This window comes from Streptomyces sp. NPDC005263 (assembly GCF_042872365.1).
Classification (GTDB): Bacteria; Actinomycetota; Actinomycetes; order Streptomycetales; family Streptomycetaceae; genus Streptomyces.
Genome location: NZ_JBIAKJ010000008.1, coordinates 319,964 through 339,308 on the forward strand (window position 1 = coordinate 319,964; position 19,345 = coordinate 339,308).

Annotated in this window: 12 protein-coding genes; 5 read left to right on the plus strand and 7 right to left on the minus strand. The window is 71.9% G+C overall.

The window, feature by feature from the left end:
* Positions 1 to 191 precede the first annotated feature (191 nt).
* The 4 genes from ACFYRY_RS32445 (at position 192) to efeB (ending at position 7,774) form a co-directional block, all read left to right on the plus strand.
* Complete coding sequence (locus ACFYRY_RS32445; protein WP_389153635.1) at positions 192 to 359, plus strand: hypothetical protein; 168 nt, start codon at positions 192 to 194, stop codon at positions 357 to 359.
* Positions 360 to 446: 87 nt separating this feature from the next.
* A complete protein-coding gene (locus ACFYRY_RS32450; protein ID WP_389153638.1) occupies positions 447 to 4,106 on the plus strand; it encodes a LamG-like jellyroll fold domain-containing protein in 3,660 nt (1,219 codons plus the stop codon).
* Positions 4,107 to 4,403: 297 nt separating this feature from the next.
* Complete coding sequence (gene efeU, locus ACFYRY_RS32455) at positions 4,404 to 6,434, plus strand: iron uptake transporter permease EfeU (RefSeq protein WP_389153641.1); 2,031 nt, start codon at positions 4,404 to 4,406, stop codon at positions 6,432 to 6,434.
* 56 nt (positions 6,435 to 6,490) lie between these two features.
* Positions 6,491 to 7,774, plus strand: a complete 1,284-nt coding sequence (gene efeB / locus ACFYRY_RS32460; RefSeq protein WP_389153644.1) for an iron uptake transporter deferrochelatase/peroxidase subunit — start codon at positions 6,491 to 6,493, stop codon at positions 7,772 to 7,774.
* Between the two features lie 110 nt (positions 7,775 to 7,884).
* Here the strand turns inward: efeB and ACFYRY_RS32465 are convergent, their stop codons facing one another.
* From ACFYRY_RS32465 to ACFYRY_RS32485, 5 genes are all read right to left on the minus strand, one after another.
* The gene (locus ACFYRY_RS32465) at positions 7,885 to 10,056 is read right to left on the minus strand and encodes an SWIM zinc finger family protein (protein ID WP_389153647.1); all 2,172 of its coding nucleotides are present in this window, start codon (positions 10,054 to 10,056) and stop codon (positions 7,885 to 7,887) included.
* Between the two features lie 422 nt (positions 10,057 to 10,478).
* A complete protein-coding gene (locus ACFYRY_RS32470; protein WP_389153650.1) occupies positions 10,479 to 13,307 on the minus strand; it encodes an SNF2-related protein in 2,829 nt (942 codons plus the stop codon).
* Between the two features lie 98 nt (positions 13,308 to 13,405).
* Positions 13,406 to 13,990 carry a sugar kinase gene (locus ACFYRY_RS32475; RefSeq protein WP_389153653.1) on the minus strand — a complete coding sequence of 195 codons (585 nt, stop codon included), beginning with the start codon at positions 13,988 to 13,990 and terminating at the stop codon, positions 13,406 to 13,408.
* The gene (locus ACFYRY_RS32480) at positions 13,987 to 15,135 is read right to left on the minus strand and encodes an ROK family glucokinase (RefSeq protein ID WP_356778011.1); all 1,149 of its coding nucleotides are present in this window, start codon (positions 15,133 to 15,135) and stop codon (positions 13,987 to 13,989) included. The genes ACFYRY_RS32475 and ACFYRY_RS32480 overlap by 4 nt, the downstream gene beginning before the upstream one ends.
* A 230-nt stretch (positions 15,136 to 15,365) precedes the next feature.
* A complete protein-coding gene (locus ACFYRY_RS32485; protein WP_389153931.1) occupies positions 15,366 to 16,103 on the minus strand; it encodes a GntR family transcriptional regulator in 738 nt (245 codons plus the stop codon).
* 129 nt (positions 16,104 to 16,232) lie between these two features.
* Here ACFYRY_RS32485 and ACFYRY_RS32490 point away from each other — a divergent pair, with 129 nt between their 5' ends.
* Positions 16,233 to 17,255, plus strand: coding sequence for a Gfo/Idh/MocA family oxidoreductase (locus tag ACFYRY_RS32490; protein WP_389153657.1), 1,023 nt, complete (start codon positions 16,233 to 16,235; stop codon positions 17,253 to 17,255).
* Between the two features lie 32 nt (positions 17,256 to 17,287).
* Here ACFYRY_RS32490 and ACFYRY_RS32495 read toward each other — a convergent pair whose 3' ends face one another.
* Positions 17,288 to 18,472 (minus strand): cytochrome P450, encoded by a 1,185-nt coding sequence (locus ACFYRY_RS32495; RefSeq protein ID WP_389153660.1) that lies wholly within the window; start codon positions 18,470 to 18,472, stop codon positions 17,288 to 17,290.
* Between the two features lie 163 nt (positions 18,473 to 18,635).
* A complete protein-coding gene (locus ACFYRY_RS32500) occupies positions 18,636 to 19,244 on the minus strand; it encodes a dihydrofolate reductase family protein (RefSeq protein ID WP_389153662.1) in 609 nt (202 codons plus the stop codon).
* Between the last annotated feature and the right edge of the window lie 101 nt (positions 19,245 to 19,345).

Below are 19,345 nucleotides of genomic sequence, written 5' to 3' on the forward strand. Positions count from 1 at the left end.
TACGGGGGGTTTTGACCGCCACGCCGGCCTGCCCCTACGGTGCCGCCGATAATACCAACCGGGTTCGAAATACCGTAAATCTTGGTCGTTTTGTTTTTGGTTCCCCCCCCCCCCCCCCCGCCTCCCGGAGCCGAAAAGTCGAGCCGCTCATGCCCGAACCGCGCCCCGTACGGCGTCGCAGACCCCGGCGGATGACCCCGCCCGCGCTCGTCGGCTGCTCCGCGTCCAACCGGTCGATCGCGCCCGGCCCCCGACAGGTCGCGCGGACCCACCAGCGAGCGGAGCCGCCCGCCACCGCCGGAGAGCCGGCGCACCCGCGCGCCGCGTTCACCACCACCTCGCCACCTGATCTCACCTGACCACCCCGGTAAGGCCCACGCCCACCGGTAGGAGCCGCCACGGCTGTAGTCGAACCGGTTCGACCACAGCCTGAAAGGACATGATCCATGCCATCCGCTGACAGACCGATGCGGCGCCGAACCCCGGCCGCCGTAGCACTGGCCCTCGGCGCCGGCCTGCTGGCCGCGCCGGCCGTCCCCGCGCAGGCGGCTGACACGCCCCGGCCCACCGTCCACTACACCTTCGACCAGGACGACCTCGCCTCTGGCAAGATCGCCGACAGCTCGGGCAACGGCCTGACAGCGAGTCTGGTGAACGGCTCCACCGCCCGGTCCGTCGAGGGCACGGAGGGAGGCACAGCGCTCGCCCTGCCCGGCGGGGCGCCCACCTCCGACGGCGCGTACGTCCGCCTGCCTCGCGAAGTGCTGGGCGACGCAACCGACTTGACGGTCTCCGCCCGTGTGAAGTGGAGCGGCGACAAGGCGTCCTGGCAGCGGATCTTCGATCTGGGCACCGACACCACCAAGTACCTCTTCACCACTCCGTACAACGGCAACGTGCTGCGCACCGCCGTGACCACCGGCGGAGGGGGTGCGGAGGCACAGGTATCCGGGTACGCGCCGCTCCCCGCCGACCAGTGGCGGACCGTCACCGTCACCCTCGACACCTCCGCCGGCCGGGTCACCACCTACCTCGACGGCGTGGCGGTCTCCTCCGCCGAGACCGGCGTCAAGGCCAAGGACCTGCTGGACGGTTCGGCCACGGCCGCCGGTTACATCGGCAAGTCCTTCTGGCCGGATCCGCTGCTCAAGGGCGCGGTCGACGACTTCACCGTGTGGCACGCGGCACTCAGCGCCGAGCAGGTGGCCCATACGGTCGGGGCCGTACCCACCCTTCAGGAACTCTCGAAGACGTCCTTCGAGGTCCGTACGACGACCGGCACGGCCCCGTCCCTGCCCGCCGCCGTCCGTTCCTCCTTCTCCGACGGCTACGACCGCGACACGTCGATCACCTGGGACGCCGTACCGGCCGGGAAGTATGACCAGCCGGGGACGTTCACCGTGGCGGGAACAGCGGCCGGACGGGCCGTGGAGGCGACCGTCACCGTGGTCCGCGAAGGCCAGCTCGACGTCGACCTCGGCTCGGACACCGGCGCGTTCCACGGCGGCGCCTCCGGCACCCTCTACGGCGTGTACGGACCGGACGTCCCCACCAACAACCTCATCGAGGGCATGGGCCTGCGCACGGTCTCCACCAAGGCGCAGGACGGCCCGCAGCACCCCGGTGCCGACGCGCTGGACGTGGTCAAGCCGCTGGCCGACTCGACCGACGGTGATGTGTACATCTACATGACCGACATCCACCGGGGCTTTCCGTACCAGTGGCCGGGCGACACCCCCGACGAGAAGCTGAGGCTCTACGAGGAGAAGGTCGCGACCCAGGTCGACCAGGTCCTGAAGCTGCCGAAGGAGTACCAGGACAACATCGTCTTCGTGCCGTTCAACGAGCCCGAGGGCAACATGTTCGGCACCGGCGAGTGGAGCTACGACAAGGTCAGCTGGCTCGACGACCCGGACGACTTCTTCACCGCCTGGGACGACACCTACGAACTCATCAAGGGCAAGATGCCCGACGCCCGCGTCGCCGGCCCCAACACCAGCGTCCTCTACGACCAGGTGAAGGGATTCCTCACGCACGCCCTGGCCGCGGACACCCTCCCGGACGTCATCACCTGGCACGAGCTGAGCCACCCGGAGGCGGTGCGCGAGAGCGTCGCCAAGTTCCGGATGTGGGAGAAGGACCTGTTCAAGGGCACCAGCCGCGAAGGCACCCGACTCCCCGTCAACATCAACGAGTACGCCTTCAACTACCACACCTCGGTCCCGGGGCAGATGATCCAGTGGGTCTCCGCGATCGAGGAGTCCAAGGTGGACGCCGACATCGCGTACTGGAACATCGACGGCAACCTCTCCGACTCCGCGGTGCAGTCCAACCGCGGAAACGGCCAGTGGTGGCTGCTGAACTCGTACGCCTCGATGAGCGGGCACACGGTCGAGGTGACCCCGCCGTTCCCGGGCGAGAACTACACCATGCAGGGCGTCGCCACGCTCGACCGGAAGAAGAAGCAGTCCCGGCTGATCTTCGGCGGCTCCACCGGCAAGGGCCACGTCACGTTCGACAACGTTCCCAGGAAGCTCTTCGGGGACCGCGTGCACGCCTGGGTGCGGGAGATCGAGTGGAGTGGTCAGGTGGGCGACTCGGCCGGCCCGAAGCTGCTCTCGGAGCAGAACCTGAAGGTGGGTGGTGACGGCAAGGTCGCCGTCGACTTCGGCGACGGCGGGCTGCCGAAGCTGAAGGAGTCCTCGGCCTACGAGATCGTCCTCAGCCCGGCCGGCAAGGCGAAGGACACGCAGTCCCCGCCCGTGCGCTGGCAGGGCTCGTACGAGGCGGAGGACGCCTCCCACACAGGGTCCGGGTACTCCAAGAACGGCCCGGAGGGCTCGCCGCGCGACGTGTCGAAGTTCTACACCTCCGGCGGCTACGACGTGGGCGGACTGCGCACCGGCTCGGACGTCACGCTCGACTTCACCGTGGACGTGCCCGAGGACGGCACCTACGACCTGAGCGCCTTCGCCAACTCCCTCAACACCTTCGACAAGGTGAAGGAACAGGGGCCGACCAACGTCTTCCTGCGCGTGGACGGAAAGGCGGACAGCGAGCAGGAGCTGTACCTGCCGCTGGGCTACAAGTGGGCGGTCTGGGACCACACCGACACCAGGGTCGCGCTCACCAAGGGCAAGCACACCCTGACGCTCGCGGCGAAGAGCGCCGACGGCAGGCGCACCACTCAGGGCGACGCCATCGTCGACCGCCTGACCCTCTCCCTCCCCGAGGCATCGGCGGGCACCCAGGTGTACGAGGGCGAGCTGGCCTGGCTGGGCGGCGGCGCGCAGCCCGTCTACAAGCTGCCGAAGCAGGCCCGAACCCCCGCCACCGGCTCCGGCGCGGTCCAGCTCCAAAAGGGCCAGACGGCAACGTTCTGGGTCTACTCCCCCGCCGACCGCGAGGCCACCCTCACAGTCGGCACCTTGAGCGGCTCGGGCGCCCGGGTCTCCGTCGACGAACAGGACGTTCTGCGCCTGGCCAAGGGCAGGAAGAGCGTGGCGGTCTCCCTCTCCGGCGGTGTCAACAAGGTGACCCTGACGGGAGGTTCGTCCACCACCCTCGTCGACCGGCTCACGGTGACACCGACGCGGGGCACACTGCCGACGCGGACATACGAGGCGGGCGACGCCAAGCTGGCGGGCTCAGCCACGTTGTCCCCGCTCTCGCTGGCCACCGACGGCACCGCGATCACCGGTATCGGCGGCGACCCCGGCAACGGCAACACGGCGACCTTCACCGTCGGCGCCGACCGGGCAGGTCTGTACGCGCTGCGCATCCGCTACTCCAACCCGGAGCAGTCCGAAGCCACCCACTACAACCCGGACCCGCTCGCCCGCCACGCCGACATCAGTGTCAACGGGGGCAAGACACAGCGCGTCGGCTTCCCGCACAGCTTCCACCAGAACAACTTCTGGGAGCTGACCGTCCCGGTCCATCTGAGGAAGGGACAGAACACGGTCGCCTTCCGCTCCGAGGAACTGCCGAACTTCGACGGCACCACCTACGCCTCGGACTCCTTCCCCGGCGTGCTGCTCCGCTCCCGCTACGCACCGCTGATCGACCGGATCACCCTCGCGCCGTACGCGCGGGAGGTGCGGTGAGGCGATGACAACCGGCGGCGGCCCCTCGCGCGAGGAGGAAGGCCGGACCGCATGACCAACATCCCCGCACAACCAGGGAATTGACAGTTCCAGCTGCCGGGCGCGCACTGTACGAGCGCGCGTCCGGTACAGCTGATCAAGGACCCGCACCCTCTACGAGAGGGATCAGGGTTTGCCTCGAAATTGCTCCCGCATGACTGATCGACCGCAGATCCGTGGTCATGATGGTCGCGTCAGGTTAGGTATGCCTACGCTAATGAAGGCGATCAGTGGCGAAGGCCGACCGGGGAGAGCCTCATGTGGGATGACGCGTTTCCGAGCTTCCTGATCGGACTACGGGAAGGACTCGAAGCCGGACTCATCGTCTCCATCCTCGTCGCCACTCTCGTCAGGGCCGACGCCCGCTCCCGCCTGCCGCAGGTGTGGACGGGCGTACTCGCGGCGATCGCGCTCGCCATGAGCTTCGGCGCGGTCCTCACCTTCACCGCCGCCTCCCTGTCCGCGACCGCGCAGGAAGCCTTCGCTGGCACTCTCAGCGTGATCGCGGTCGCGTTCGTCACCGCCATGGTGTTCTGGATGCGCCGCTCCGCCCGCGGCCTGGCCGGCGAGATCAAGGAGAAGGTCACCGGGGCGCTCGGCATGGGCGCGGGCGTCCTGATCGTCACTTCCTTCCTCGCCGTGGGCCGGGAGGGTCTGGAGACCGCCCTGTTCCTGTGGACCACGGCCCAGGCGGCCGGGGAGTCCGGCGGCCCCCTGACCGGTGCGGCGATCGGTCTGGGTCTGGCGGCCGGCCTGTGCTGGAGCCTGTACCGGCGCGTCCTGAAGATCAACCTGGCGAAGTTCTTCGCCGCCACCGGCGCCGTCCTGATCGTCATCGCGGCCGGCGTCCTCGGCTATGGCCTGCGCGACCTACAGGAAGGCGGTGTACTGCCCGGGAAGACGGCCTACGCGATCGACCTGAGCGGCAGCATCGATGCCGGCTCCTGGTACAGCACCCTCGTCCAGGGCGTGTTCAACCTGACGCCGGCCATGACCTGGCTCCAGATCGTCGGCTACGGCGGTTACCTCGCCGTGGTCCTGCCACTGTTCGTCCACGGGGTTCGCGCCACGGCACCCAAGCCCGCCCGCCGGGAGAGGGCTCCCGCGCAGGACGCCCCGCCGTCCGCGCGACGCCGCCCCGGCTGGGTGGTCCCGGTCGCAGTCGTCACCGTCCCGGCCGTGATCGCGGGCCTCGCCGTCGCCTTCGGCCGCCCCGAACCCGCCGCGGCGCAGACGGTGGCAGTCTCCGAGACGGACTGCGGCAAGGGATTCTCCGCGCCGAAGCCGGGCCGGCAGACCTTCCAGATGCACAACGCCGGGGACAAGACCTCCGAGGTGTACCTGGTCGACCCGGCGACCAACGCGGTCTACGGCGAGATCGAGGGCCTGGCCCCGGGCACCACCCGCGCGCTGGTCGCCACCGTCGGCGGCGGCACCTACGCCTGGCGGTGCGTTTCCACCAGCGGCACCGCGGTCACGTCCAAGGCCGTCCGCGTCATCGGCGCGGGAGCAGCGAAGGCGCTCGTACCGGTCTCCGCACGGGACCTCGCCGGACCGCTCAAGCAGTACAAGGAGTATGTCAACGAGGGCCTCGCCACCCTCGTCGCCACAACCCGCACCCTCGCCGCCGACATCAAGGGCGGCCACCTCGCCAAGGCCCGCGCCGACTGGCTCACCGCCCACCGCGCCTACGCCTCCCTCGGCGCCGCCTACGGCACCTTCGAGGACTTCGACCAGAAGATCGACGGTAGGGCCGACGGCCTGCCGGACGGCGTCCACGACAAGGCCTTCACCGGCTTCCACCGCATCGAGTACGGCCTGTGGCACGGCGGGACGGCACGTACGCTCAAGGCCCCGGCCCAACAGCTGGCCGTCGACGCCGCGGGGCTCCAAAAGGCGTTCCCGCACCAGGACTTCGACCCCGGCGACCTGCCGTTGCGCGCCCACGAGATCCTCGAGAACACCCTGCAGTTCGAGCTGACCGGCGACACCGACGAGGGCAGCGGCAGCACCCTCGCCACCGCCGACGCCAACCTCGCGGGCACCCGCGAGCTGCTGACCGTACTGAAGCCCCTGCTGACCACCCGTTCCCCGCGCCTGCTGCCGATCGTCGACACGGACATCGCGCGCCTTCAAAAGCTCCTCGACGCAGCTCACCACGGCGGCGCCTGGACCCCCGTCGAGCGGCTCGACGAGACGACTCACGCGCGTCTCGACGGAGCCACCGGCCAGCTCCTGGAGGACCTCTCCCCGGTCCCCGACCTGCTGGAGATCCGGAAGTCCGCCTGATGACCGACGCACACCACCACAGCGACGACCCCGTACGCAGCGAAGGAAGCGCCCCCATGCCGTTCGCCGAATCCTCCGCCCCGCAGGACGGCTGCCCCGTCGGCGCCGGGCGCCGCTCCTTCGTGAAGACGGCCCTCGGCGCCGGAGCCGCCGGAGCGGTCCTGGCCGGTGGCGGCCTGACGCTCGTGGAGAGCGGCGTTGGCACCGCCGAGGCCGCCACGCAGACGGAGAACGCGGCCAAGGTCCCCTTCCACGGCATCCATCAGGCCGGCATCATCACCCCCGCCCCCGCGGCCGCCTCCTTCGTCTCCTTCGACGTCATCGCCGCCGACCGCGACGAACTGGCCGAGCTGTTGAAGACGATCACCAGCCGCGCCCGCTTCCTCACGTCCGGCGGCAGCCCGACCGACCTCGGTGTGGGCGCCCCGCCCTCCGACAACGGCATCCTCGGCCCGACCGTCCCCGCCGACGGGCTCACCGTGACCGTGGGCGTCGGCGCTTCCCTCTTCGACGACCGCTACGGCCTGGCGAAGGCCAGGCCCCGCCGCCTGACGGCGATGCGGACCTTCCCCAACGACAACCTCGAGCCCGCCGAGTGCCACGGCGACCTGTCGCTGCAGATCTGCGCCCACCGCCAGGACACCGTCCTGCACGCGTTGCGGGACATCGCGAAGCACACCCGCGGCGCCCTGCAGATCAAGTGGCGCATCGACGGTTTCCAGAACACCCCGCGGCCCACCGGAGCCCAGCGCAACCTGCTCGGCTTCAAGGACGGCATCGCCAACCCCGACGTCGCTTCGGCCCGCGAGACCAAGCGTCTGATCTGGGTCGGGGACGGCGACGGCGAGCCCGCCTGGGCGAGGGGCGGCAGCTACCAGGTGATCCGCCTCATCCGGATGCTGGTGGAGTTCTGGGACCGGGTCTCCCTCAGCGAGCAGGAGCTGATGTTCGGCCGCCGCAAGGACACCGGCGCCCCGCTCGACGGCGCCCGGGAGACCGACATCCCGAACTACGCCAAGGACCCGCACGGCACCGCGATCCCCTTGGACGCCCACATCCGGCTCGCCAACCCGCGCACCGCCAGGACCGACAACTCCCGTATCCTGCGCCGCGGTTACAACTACGACCGGGGGATCGACGACGTCGGCAACCTCGACATGGGTTTGGTGTTCTGCTGCTACCAGCAGGACGTCAAGCGGCAGTTCGAGGCCACCCAGACCCGCCTCATCGACGAACCCCTCGTCGACTACATCTCCCCCACCGGCGGCGGTTACTTCTTCGCCCTGCCCGGCGCCCGCGACTCCTCGGACTGGCTCGGCCGCGGGCTGCTCGCGACCTGATCGATGGGGGCGCAAGCTGGTTACCTCTTCTTGACAGGACGCTCTCGGCCCGTGGGCCGGCCTGCGGTGGGCGGGCACCGGGCGCCTCGCGGTCCCATCGTGGCACCGGCTCAGAGTTCGCCCGGTGCTCCCAGACCTGTCAGGGCGCCGACCGGGTCCAGATCGGGGGTGCCGCGGGGCCACCAGTCCTCGTGGCCGGGTTCTGATTCGTACGCGTACCAGAGTCCGTCGCGGCCCAGGCGGAGCTGGACGTGGCCGCGGGGGTGGGTGAGGTGGTTGTGCCAGGGGCGGAAGGGCGGGAGGTCGGCGGCGAGGAGGAGCGGGCGGGCCCGGTCGAAGCGGCCGGCCGGCGGGTCCCAGGTTTCTTCGAGGACGCTGAGGCCCTCCAGGCCGCCCTGACGCCAGGCGGCGACCGCGCGGGCCAGGTCGGCCGGGGTTCGGCCCGCGGCGGTGGCCAGCGAGGAGTAGAGGCTGCGGGTGCCCGCGGTGAGTCCGGAACCGGGGCGGGCCGCGGCGAGCCGTACGGCGTCCTGCCACAGGGTCAGTTCGCCGACCGGGTCGCGGCCGGTGGCGAGCAGCGCGTGGGCGCGGGCCGCGGCATCGGTCGCCAGTTGGTCCAGGGCCAAGGGGTCCGGGCCGCCCGCGGTCGCGGGGTACACCGGCGGCTGGCCCGGGTGCGGGGGCACGGGCGACGGCGTCGGAAGCGGCGGGAGCAGACGGGGCGCGAGGGCCTCCGTGGCCCGTACACCAGGTACGGGTGCCGGTCCCTGTTCCTGGGCGGCGCGGGCCGCGCGGGCGGCACTGAGGCGGGACAGGGCGTCGAGCAGTCCGCGTTCGCCGCGGCCGCGCAGCAGAAGCAGGACGAAGGGGTCGGCGTCCAGCAGGCGGGCGGTCTGGTAGCAGAGGGCGGCGGCGTGTTTGCAGGGGTGGCCGGAGTCGGGGCAGCTGCAAAGGGGGTCCAGGTCGCCCGGGCCGGGGAGCAGTGGTACGCCGGAGTCGACCAGGGTGTGGGGCATCTCCTTGTCGAGCAGCGCGGCGATGTCGCCAGGGCGTTCGGCGGCTCGGTTCAGGAAGCTGTCCCAGTCGGTGTCGTCGAGCGTGCGCAGCCGTACCTGGACGCGGTACGGCCGGGCACGGCTCCCCTGCACGTAGGCGAGCACGAGCCCCGGTGTGACCGTGATGGCGTCCACGTTTCCCTGCTCGGCGTACGCGCGGCCCCGCGCCAGCCGCTTGGCGTCCAGCGCGCCCTCCTCCAGCGCGGCGACCCAGGCATTGCCCCACCAGGTCTCGGCGAACCCGGCACTGTCCGAGGGCCGGGACGGGAACGCGGGGAACGTGCGGCGCAGTTCGCTGTCACGGTCGGGGGCGGCCATGGAGCGGGGATGGCGGGGCGGGGCGGCGGGAGTGGGCGAGGAAGCCGTGCTCGTGGGCGACGGGGCTGGGGCTGGGGTTCGGCTTGTGAGAGCGGTGTCGGTGTTCCGGGGCGTCGGGTCAGGCGCCGGAGTTCCGGCGGGCGGATTCGGCTGCGGCGTACGGAGAGCACCGCCTCCCACCTCCGGTGGGGGCACGGTGTCGGACACCCGAAAGGCACCCGGCGTCGGCGATCCGGCAGACGAACTCGCCTGCTCCGCACGGCGGTCGCCGTCGGAGTCCACCTCCGACGAGGCCGCCGTGTCGGGCATCTTGAAGGCGTCGGCCAGCAGCACCCGCACGTCCCGCGCTCGCTGCTCGGCGGTGTGCCGGGCCGGGCCCGAGCTGCTCCGGCCCGTGGCCGAGGTCTGCCCCGGTCGGCGCGCGGTTTCGCCCTTGGGACCTGCGGCATTCCCCTCAGAGGGCATGGCATCGCCTTGAGCCTGCCGGGCGCCCTTTCGCGCCGCCCGCAATGCCTCGCGCGCGACATCCGCGGGCCGCGCGTCCCGTCGCCGGGACCCTTCGGCCTCGGCCTCCACTTCGGGTGCCTCTCGTGCCTCGGGCGTCTCCGATGTCGCGGTGTGGGACTTCGCCGTGCTCGCCGTGCCGTCCGCCGCCCTGCCGGCGGCGTCCTTCGCCGCGGGATGCTCCTCGGCGGCCGGAGCCCCAGCGCGTCGAGCGGACACGGCCTGTCGGAGAGCAGCGCGCGCCGCGTCACCGGGACGGACCCGGGACGATGAGGGCTCCCCGGGCGCGGAGTGCCCACCGGATCCGACCGATCCGGCAGGACTGCCAGGTCCGACAGGTCTGCCAGGTGCGACAGATCCAGCGGGTTCGGCCCACCCACCAGGGCTGATCGGTTGGCAGGGCACACCGGATGCGGCAGGACCGCCCGGCTCGGCGGATCCACCAGGTCCGCCGGATCCACCAGGTCCGCCGGATCCACCCGGTCCGGCGGGCTCAGCATGTTCATCGGGCTTCGCTGCTTCGGCCTTCGCGGCTTCGGCAGATCTCTCGGACGCCGTGCTGTCGTTGTCCGTGCCGGCTTCGTCGTCAGCCGCAGTCGTTCCCTCAGCCTCGTCCCGCGGCTCCGTGGCTTTGGGTGCCGACGGGTCTCCCGATGCCCTGGGCGGCCCGGACGGCTCGGGTGCCCCCGTCGCCCGTTGGGGCGCCTGCCGTTCCTCGTCCCGCCCGAACGGGGTCGATGACGCCCCGGGGTGCGTCTCCGTCTCCCGGGCGGCGCTCTCCCGTGCCTCCCGCAGCGCCCGGCGCACCGCGTCGGCGGGGCCGCCGGTCATGACGTCCTCCGGAGCGAGACCAGGTCGGTGAGCTCACGGTCGGTCAGTTCCGTGAGGGCCGACTCGCCGGAGCCGAGGATCGCGTCGGCGAGGGCTCGCTTGGCCTCCAGCATCTCCGCGATGCGGTCCTCGACCGTGCCCTCGGTGATGAGACGGTGGACCTGGACCGGCTGGGTCTGGCCGATGCGGTAGGCGCGGTCGGTGGCCTGCTCCTCGACGGCGGGGTTCCACCAGCGGTCGAAGTGGACGACGTGTCCCGCGCGGGTGAGGTTCAGTCCCGTGCCGGCGGCTTTCAGCGACAGCACCAGGACCGGGGTCGTCCCGCTCTGGAAGCGGTCCACCATGCGTTCACGCTCCACCACCGGTGTGCCGCCGTGCAGGAGGTCGACGGGGACCGCGCGGGCGGCCAGGTGGGAGGTGATCAGCCGGGCCATCCCCACGTACTGCGTGAAGACGAGCGCGGAGCCGTCCTCGGCCAGCAACGTGTCCAGCAGTTCGTCCAGCAGGGCCAACTTGCCGGAGCGGGCGGCGAGTCGGTCACCGGCCGTCGGCGGGACGTCCTCCTTCAGGTACAGCGCGGGGTGGTCGCAGATCTGCTTCAGCGCGCCCAGCAGCTTCAGCACCATGCCCCGGCGGGCGATGCCCTGCGCCGTCTCGATGGCCAGCAGGGACTCGCGGACCACCGCCTCGTACAGCGCGGCCTGTTCGCGGGTGAGCGGGACGGGGTGGTCCGTCTCGGTCTTGGGGGGCAGTTCGGGGACGATGCCAGGGTCGGACTTCTTGCGGCGCAGGAGGAAGGGACGCACCAGACGGGCCAGCCGGGCGACCGCCTCCTCGTCCTCGCCGTTCTCCACCGCGCGGGCGTGCCGGGCGCGGAAGGACTTCAGGGGGCCGAGGAGTCCGGGGGTCGTCCAGTCCAGCAGCGCCCACAGTTCGGAGAGGTTGTTCTCGACCGGCGTGCCGGTCAGGGCCACGCGGGCCGGGGACGGGATCGTGCGCAGGGCCTTCGCCGTGGCCGAGTACGGGTTCTTGACGTGTTGTGCCTCGTCGGCGACGACCATGCCCCAGCGCTGCTCGACCAGTCGTGGCGCCGTGGACCTCATGGTGCCGTAGGTGGTGAGGACGAAGCCGCCGCCGTCGAGGTCGTCCAGGCTGCGGTCCGGGCCGTGGAAGCGGCGGACGGGGACGCCGGGCGCGAACCGGGTGATCTCCCGCTGCCAGTTGCCGAGCAGGGAGGCCGGGCAGACGACCAGGGTGGGTTCCTGCCGGGCCCGGCGCAGGTGCAGGGCGATGACGGTGATCGTCTTGCCCAGTCCCATGTCGTCCGCCAGGCAGCCGCCCAGGCCCAGGGAGGTCATGAGGTCGAGCCAGGCCAGTCCGCGGAGTTGGTAGTCGCGGAGGGTGGCTCGCAGACCGGCGGGCGGTTCGGCGGGGCTCAGTCCGGCCGTGAGGCGGTCGCGCAGGGTGGCCAGGGCGCCGACCGGTACCGCCTCCACCGTCTCGCCGTCCACCTCCGCGCTGCCCGTGAGGGCGACGGAGAGCGCGTCGACCGGGTCGAGCAGGCCCAGTTCGCGTTTGCGGGCCTTGCGGACGAGTGCCGGGTCGACCAGGACCCACTGGTCCCGGAGGCGGACGACCGGGCGGTGCGCCTCGGCGAGCGCGTCCATCTCGGCCTCGTCGAGCGGGTCGCCGCCGAGCGCCAACTGCCAGCGGAACCGGAGCAGTTCCTCGCTCTCGAAGAAGCCGGTCCCGTCGGTCGCCGAGCCCGGAGCGGGCCGCACCACGGCGGTCGCGCTGAGGTCCTGGGCGAGGTCCCGGGGCCAGTGCACGGCGACGCCGGCCGCCGCGAGCCGGGTCGCGGCCACGCCGAGCAGGTCGCCCAACTCCTCGTCGGACAGGGCGAGTACGTCCGGCGCGTCCTGTTCGGCGAGCCGGTCGAGCGGCGGCCAGACGCGGGCCGCGCGCCGCACGGCGAGGGCGGCGTCCACCCGCGCGCGGGGGCCGAAGGCGGCGTCCGCCCGGCCCTCCCACAGTGCCGCCGCGTCCGTCATGAGGGTGGGGTCGGCGAGGCTGTGCACCTGGACGATCGCGGCGCCCGCGCTGCGTACCGCGTCGCCCGAGCCGTCGAACAGGTCGTTCGCCGACAGGTCCAGGCGGAGCGAGATCCGCACGCCGGCGTCCATGCCGGCGGCGACCTCCGCGGCCCAGTCCCGCGCGTCGGGCAGGCGCTGCGGCTCGCGCGCCGCGAAGGGCCTGCCGGAGGCGTACGGCGCGGCCGGGGTGCGGGGCAGGGTGTCCGCCACCGCGTCCAGGAAGGAACGCATCAGCGCTTCCGGTTCGGGCAGCCGGATCGGGCCCGGGCCGGACAGCGGGATCGCGTGGCCCTCGTACGGCAGGGCGGCGGCGACCGCGCGCAGATGGGCGAGGTCGTCCGGGTCGAGGGGACCGGCCCGCCAGGCGTCGTGTCCGGTGGCCGTCAGGCCCGGGAGCAAACGGCCGCGGGCGGTGAGCCGCAGCGCGTGCAGCGCGGCCGCGCCCCAGCAGGCGGTGGCCGGATGGGCCGCGCGGTCCCGGCGGGCGCGCACCAGCACCGGCAGGGCCTCGCCGAGGGGCAGCGACAGTGCGGGGGCGGTCCTGCGGCGCACCCCGTCACCATGCCGTCGTACGACGGTGATCTCGGTCCCGGCGACGGGCAGCTCGCCGCCTTCGGGGTCCCAGAACGCGACGCGACCGTCGCGGGGCAGGGGCGCGGGCAGGAAGACGGCGGCGAGCCGCAGCGGGACGGTGTCCGTCGTCCGCCCGGCCACCGAAGCCGTGTCGCTCATACGTCCTGCCACCTCCCGCCCGTGTGTCGGATCAGTCGTCTTCGACTCTACGGGCGGGGTCTGACAATCGGCTCCGGCGGCCGGTCGGAGCCCCCTGGTCACGGAACCGTGCGCGAGACGACGTACACCATGGGGGACGCCGGATTGGACAGGTTGACGACGATGTCCTGGGTGGGGGCCGGGTTCTTCTGCGCGTGGTGGAGGCCCGAATAGGGGCCGGGGGTCTTGAAGACCCAGCCGGTGATGTGCTGGTCCCGGGCACTGACGGTGATCTTGTCCCGCTTGAGGTCGCTCCGGTTGACGCCCACGCCGGTGAGGAAGGCGTCCAGGCCCGCGCTCGAGGTGCGGAACTGGGTGTACAGACGGCTGGTCTTCCAGTTGTTGGTCTCGTAGTACGCGACCGGGTCCGCCGGGTGCGGGATCGGCACCTGGTACAGCCGGCGCTGGACCTTGGAGGGCCAGCCCTCGGTGAGGCCGGTCGCCGAGTACTTCGCCTCCTTGTCCTTGCCGCTGTCGCGGCTCTGGTTGGCGGAGATCACCAGATAGCCGGCCGGGACGCCGATCAGGAGCACGATGATGCTCAGCGTCAGCGCCCTGCGACGGATCATGTGCCGGCGGTCCTCGGCCGGCCGGCCCGGTCCGTCCGGGGGCGAGGCGGCCTGATGCGGGAGCGAGGAGGTCACGCGGACCCCTGTGACGGACGGCGGGACTCCACGTACCGCTCGTAGCGCTCGTGGCGCTCCACCCGGCGGCGGTTGGCGCGCCGGAAGCGGCGGGCGACGAGGCGGGCGAGGTCGGCGGCACCGACCATGCCGGCCTCGGGGCCGAGCTGGGCGCGGGCGATGCGGGCCTCGGGACGGTAGCCGCGACCGGTGAGCTGCCGCTTGAAGGCGTCCCGCGCGGGGCCGATCAGCAGGTCGTCGGCGGCCGAGACGCCGCCGCCGATCACGAAGCAGGACGGGTCGAGGGCGGCGGCCAGGTTGGCGATGCCGACGCCGAGCCACTGTCCGATGTCCTGGAGCAGTTCGACGCACATGGCGTCGCCCTCGCGGGCCAGCTCGGTGATCATCGGGCCGGTGATGTCGGCGATGCTGCCCTTGACGTGCTCGATGATCCCGTACGCCACCGGGGAGTCGGCGGCGGCCAGCTCGCGGGCCTCCCTGACCAGCGCGTTGCCGGAGCTGTACTGCTCCCAGCAACCGCGGTTGCCGCACGGGCAGCGGTGGCCGCCGGGGACGACCTGCATATGGCCGAACTCCCCCGCGACGCCGTACTTGCCGCGCTTGACCTGTCCGTCCTCCAGGATCGCGCCGCCGATGCCGGTACCGAGCGTGATCATGACGAGGTGGTCCTCGCCGCGCCCGGCGCCGAAGCGCCACTCGGCCCAGGCTGCGGTGTTGGCGTCGTTGTCGACGAGTACGGGGACCGCGAGACGGCCGGCGATGCGGTCCCGCAGGGGCTCGTTGCGCCAGGACAGGTGGGGCGCGAAGAGCACCCGGTTGCGGTCGGCGTCGACCCAGCCGGCCGCGCCGATGCCGACCGCGTGCACGTCGTGCCGGTCGGACAGGTCCAGGACCAGCTCGCAGATGGTGTCCTCGACCACCTTGGGGCTCTTGGACTTGTCCGGGGTCTCCGTGCGGAGCATCTCCAGGATGTTGCCGTCGGCGTCGACGACGCCCGCCATCACCTTCGTGCCGCCGATGTCGATACCGACCGTGGGCACGCGGGGGGCGGTGAGGAGCGAGCGGCGCTCCCTCGTGCCGACCGTGCGGAGCGCTGGCGCGCGGCGGGAGCCGATGGGGGCGCTGAAGTTGCCGTAGGTGCTCATCGCGCCCGATTCTGCCTCACCGTCGGGGTGGGTGCGGTACGGGGGAGCGAAGGGTAGCGCGATCCTTACCGGTGGCGGCCGCTTTGTGGCTGGTCGCGTGGATTCCCTCACGTCTGTGCGCTTCCGATCCACGCACGGGTGTGGCGCCAGGACTCGGAGGTCACCTTGTCCTGACATTGCGACGTCGGCGGGGCGGCCCGCGCCCGGTCAGAACCGTCCGAGGGCGCGGATCATGACCGGACGAGGAGCTGGAACTCGAACGAGTAGCGGGTCGGCCGGTAGGTGTGGGTGCCGAACTCGACCGCGCGGCCGGTGTCGTCGAAGGTCGTGCGCTGCATGGTGAGCAGGGGGGCACCCTCCTCCTCGGCGAGCCGCTCGGCCTCGGCGGCGGTCGCCGCGCGGGCGCCGATGGACTGGCGGGCGCTGTGCAGGGTGATCCCCACCGAGCGCATCATCCGGTAGAGGCCGGTGTTCTCCAGCTGCGCGGTGTCCAGGTCCATCAGGTCGGGCGGCAGGTAGTTGCACAGGTACGCCATCGGCTCGCCGTGCGCGAGACGCAGGCGTTCCACCTGGTGCACGTCGCTGCCCTCGGCCACACCGAGGGCGGCCGCGATCTCCGCGGGCGCCGGCAGGACCGTGTTGACCAGGACTTTCGTCGCGGGGCGCTGGCCGGCCGCCTCCAGGTCGTCGAAGAGACTGCTGAGCTCCAGTGGCCGCTTGACCTGGCTGTGCACGACCTGGGTGCCGACGCCTCTGCGGCGCACCAGCAGTCCCTTGTCGACGAGTGACTGGATGGCCTGGCGCACGGTGGGGCGGGACAGGCCGAGCCGTGCCGCGAGTTCGATCTCGTTGCCGAGCAGACTGCCCGGGGTGAGCGCGCCGTGTTCGATCGCGGCCTCCAGCTGCTGGGACAGCTGGAAGTACAACGGCACGGGGCTGCTGCGGTCCACACTGAGATCGAGCGTCACGGTCGGGTCCACTCCTGGTTTCGGCACGGGCCGAGCGTAGCTCCGTGCGTTGTTGACGGGAAGTTCTGAGGTTCGATTGTCCGGACATGCGCATTGACAGCGGTGCGGGTCCGCACGCAGTTTGTTCACATGCGCATCGGAGTCATCGGTACGGGTCGCATCGGCGCCATTCACGCGAACACCCTCAGCCGACACCGGGAGGTCGGCTCCCTGATCCTCACGGACGCCAACCCGGCACGGGCCCAGGAGCTGGCACACCGCCTGGGCGAGACGGCGGCGCCCGGGGTGGACGAGATCTTCCAGTGGGGCGTGGACGCCGTGGTGATCACCACGACGACGTCGGCGCACGCCGAGCTGATCGGTCGGGCAGCACGCTCGGGGCTTCCGGTGTTCTGCGAGAAGCCGATCGCCCTCGATCTCGCCGGCACCTTAGAGGCGCTCGGCGAGGTCGAGACGGCGGGCACGGTCCTGCAAATGGGGTTCCAGCGGCGCTTCGACACGGGCTACTCGGGGGCGCGCGAGGCGGTGCGCTCGGGACGGCTCGGGCGGCTGCACACCGTGCGCGCGCTGACGTCCGACCAGGCGCCGCCGTCGGCCGCGTATCTGCCGGTGTCCGGTGGGCTGTACCGGGACACCCTGATCCACGACTTCGACATCCTGCGCTGGGTGACGGGCCGCGAGGTCGTCGACGTGTACGCGGCCGGGTCGGACGCCGGCCCGGCGATGTTCCGGGAGGCCGGCGACGTCGACACGGGGGCGGCGCTGCTCACCCTGGACGACGGCACGCTCGCGACGGTCACCGCGACACGGTTGAACGGGGCCGGGTACGACGTGCGGATGGAGCTCGCCGGGGAGCTGGACCAGATCGTGGTGGGCCTGGACGACCGTACGCCGATCGCGTCCACCGAACCGACCGGGCCGCCCGCCGCGGACAAGCCGTGGACGGGGTTCCTGGAGCGGTTCGGGCCCGCCTACGAGGCCGAGCTGTGCGCGTTCGTCGATGTGGTGCGGGGCGGGCGACCCAATCCGTGCGACGGCCGGGAGGCCTTGCAGGCGTTGCTGATCGCCGAGGCGTGTGAGGTGTCGCGGCGGGAGCGACGGGCCGTGGGGCTGACGGAGATCCTGGGTGGGAGCCGGCCGATAGCGGGCTGAGCGAACGCCTGACGCGTAGCCGCTCACCGGCGCTACCAGCGCACCGGCAGGCTGCGCAGCCCGCGGATCAGCATCCCGGGAAGCCAGTCGCCGGGTTGGCCGTCGAGGGCGAGCGCGGGGGCCCGCTCCAGGAGGGAGCGGATCGCCGTGCGGGCTTCCAGGCGGGCCAGCGGGGCGCCCAGGCAGAAGTGGATGCCGTGGCCGAAGGCCACGTGGCCGCGGCTGTCCCGGCGGTTGTCGAAGCGGTCCGGGTCCGGGTGGCGGGAGGCGTCCCGGCCCGCCGAGGCGAGACCGATCATCACCGTGTCGCCCGGCTCCACGGGGGTGCCCGCTATCTCCAGGGGCTCGGCGGCGTACCGGAACGTGGCGTTCTCCACCGGGCCCTCGTAGCGCAGCGTCTCCTCGACGGCGCCGTCCACCAGGCTCATGTCGGCGCGCAGGGCGGCGAGCTGGCCGGGGTGGGTGAGCAGCGCGTGGACCGCGCTGGTGATGAGGTTGACCGTCGTCTCGTGGCCCGCGATCAGCAGGATGAAGGCCATGCCCCGCAGTTCCTGCGGGGACAGCCGGTCGCCGTCCTCGGCGGTGGTGCGGATCAGGTCACCGAGGAGGTCGCCGCTCGGTCCGGCCCGCCGCTTGTCCTCGATCAGGTCGGTGAGGTACTCGGCGAGCCGCGCCACGGACTCGTACTCCATGGCACCGTTGGTGGGCGCGACCACTTCGGTCGACATCTTCCGGAACTCCGTCCGGTCCATCTCCGGCACGCCGAGGAGCTCGCAGATCACGGTCATCGGCAGCGGATAGGAGAGCGCCTCCACGAGGTCGGCACGGCCGTGCGGCAGCATCGCGTCGAGCAGGTCGTCGGTGATCTGCTGGATCCTCGGCCGCAGTTGCTCCACCCGCCGCATGGTGAAGGCACGCGAGACCAGCCCGCGCAGCCGGGTGTGCTCGGGCGGGTCGGCGCTCAGCAGATGCCTGCCGATCAGCTCCTCGTCAGCGAACATCATCCCCAGCCGACGGCTGTCCTTGGACAGCCGGGAGTCGGCGAGCGCCGCGCGCGCCTCCTCGTGCCCGACGACGAGCCAGGTCCAGTAGTCGGCGTGGGACCCGGGCGGTCGCACCCGGTGGACCGGGCCGCGGGCGCGCAGGCTCGCGTACACCGGATGTGGGTCCGTGCGGAACGCGTCGCCGTACTCCCCCAGGTCGATGACCTCTGTCATGGCACTCCCCCTTCTGCCACTGTCCCAACGGCCGGCCACCGCGGTTAGTGCCCGTTCCCCTCGGGTTCCTCCGCGAGCCCCGCGACCACCGCTCCGGATCCGACCGGGCCGTACTCAGTACTGACCCGTACTCAGTACGACCCGAACTCAGTACGACCCGTGCTCAGTACGACCCGTACTGAGGGCGGCCGGCCAGGTCGTACGACTGGATGGAGACGCCCGCCGCGGTGACCCGTCCGCCGGCGTGCCGGAAGGCGGTCGGTACGGCGCCCTCGGCGAACAGACGGCGGCCGGCGCCCAGCACGACCGGGAAGCTCAGCAGGTGCAGGGTGTCGACGAGGCCGAGGTCCAGCAGGGAGCGGACGAGGGCTCCGCTGCCGTGCACCTGGAGCTCACCGTCGGTGCGGTCCTTGAGCGCGGTGACCTCCTCGGCGAGGTCACCGTCGATCACCCTGGTGCCGGACCAGCCGGGTGCGTCGAGGGTGGCGGAGACGACGTACTTCGGCAGCGCGTTCAGCTTCGAGGCGATGGGGTCGGACGGGTCGGTCATCTTCGGCCAGTAGGAGGCGAAGATCTCGTAGGTACGGCGGCCGAGGAGGAAGCCGCCGACGTTGTCGAAGACCTCGGTGACGAACCGGCCGAAGTCGTCGTCGCCGTACGGGACGCTCCAACCGCCTTGGTCGAAGCCGCCGCTGGGGTCCTCCTGGGGACCGCCGGGGGCCTGGTAGACGCCGTCGAGGGTGACGAAGACGGTGGAGACGAGCCTGCCCATGGGGTGCCTTCTCTCTGCGGTGGGGCCTGTTGCCATCAGGGCAGACCCCACCGGCACCCGCAACTCATCGGCCGGCGCTCGGACGTCGGGTCGACGGCCGG

What these genes read in the sequence shown, in the direction of transcription:
- ACFYRY_RS32445 (WP_389153635.1), top strand. Translation starts at nt 192, where the DNA reads ATGACCCCGCCCGCGCTCGTCGGCTGCTCCGCGTCCAACCGGTCGATC.
- ACFYRY_RS32450 (WP_389153638.1), top strand. Translation starts at nt 447, where the DNA reads ATGCCATCCGCTGACAGACCGATGCGGCGCCGAACCCCGGCCGCCGTA.
- efeU (WP_389153641.1), top strand. Translation starts at nt 4,404, where the DNA reads ATGTGGGATGACGCGTTTCCGAGCTTCCTGATCGGACTACGGGAAGGA.
- efeB (WP_389153644.1), top strand. Translation starts at nt 6,491, where the DNA reads ATGCCGTTCGCCGAATCCTCCGCCCCGCAGGACGGCTGCCCCGTCGGC.
- ACFYRY_RS32470 (WP_389153650.1), bottom strand. Translation starts at nt 13,307, where the DNA reads ATGAGCGACACGGCTTCGGTGGCCGGGCGGACGACGGACACCGTCCCG.
- ACFYRY_RS32480 (WP_356778011.1), bottom strand. Translation starts at nt 15,135, where the DNA reads ATGAGCACCTACGGCAACTTCAGCGCCCCCATCGGCTCCCGCCGCGCG.
- ACFYRY_RS32490 (WP_389153657.1), top strand. Translation starts at nt 16,233, where the DNA reads ATGCGCATCGGAGTCATCGGTACGGGTCGCATCGGCGCCATTCACGCG.
- ACFYRY_RS32495 (WP_389153660.1), bottom strand. Translation starts at nt 18,472, where the DNA reads ATGACAGAGGTCATCGACCTGGGGGAGTACGGCGACGCGTTCCGCACG.
- ACFYRY_RS32500 (WP_389153662.1), bottom strand. Translation starts at nt 19,244, where the DNA reads ATGGGCAGGCTCGTCTCCACCGTCTTCGTCACCCTCGACGGCGTCTAC.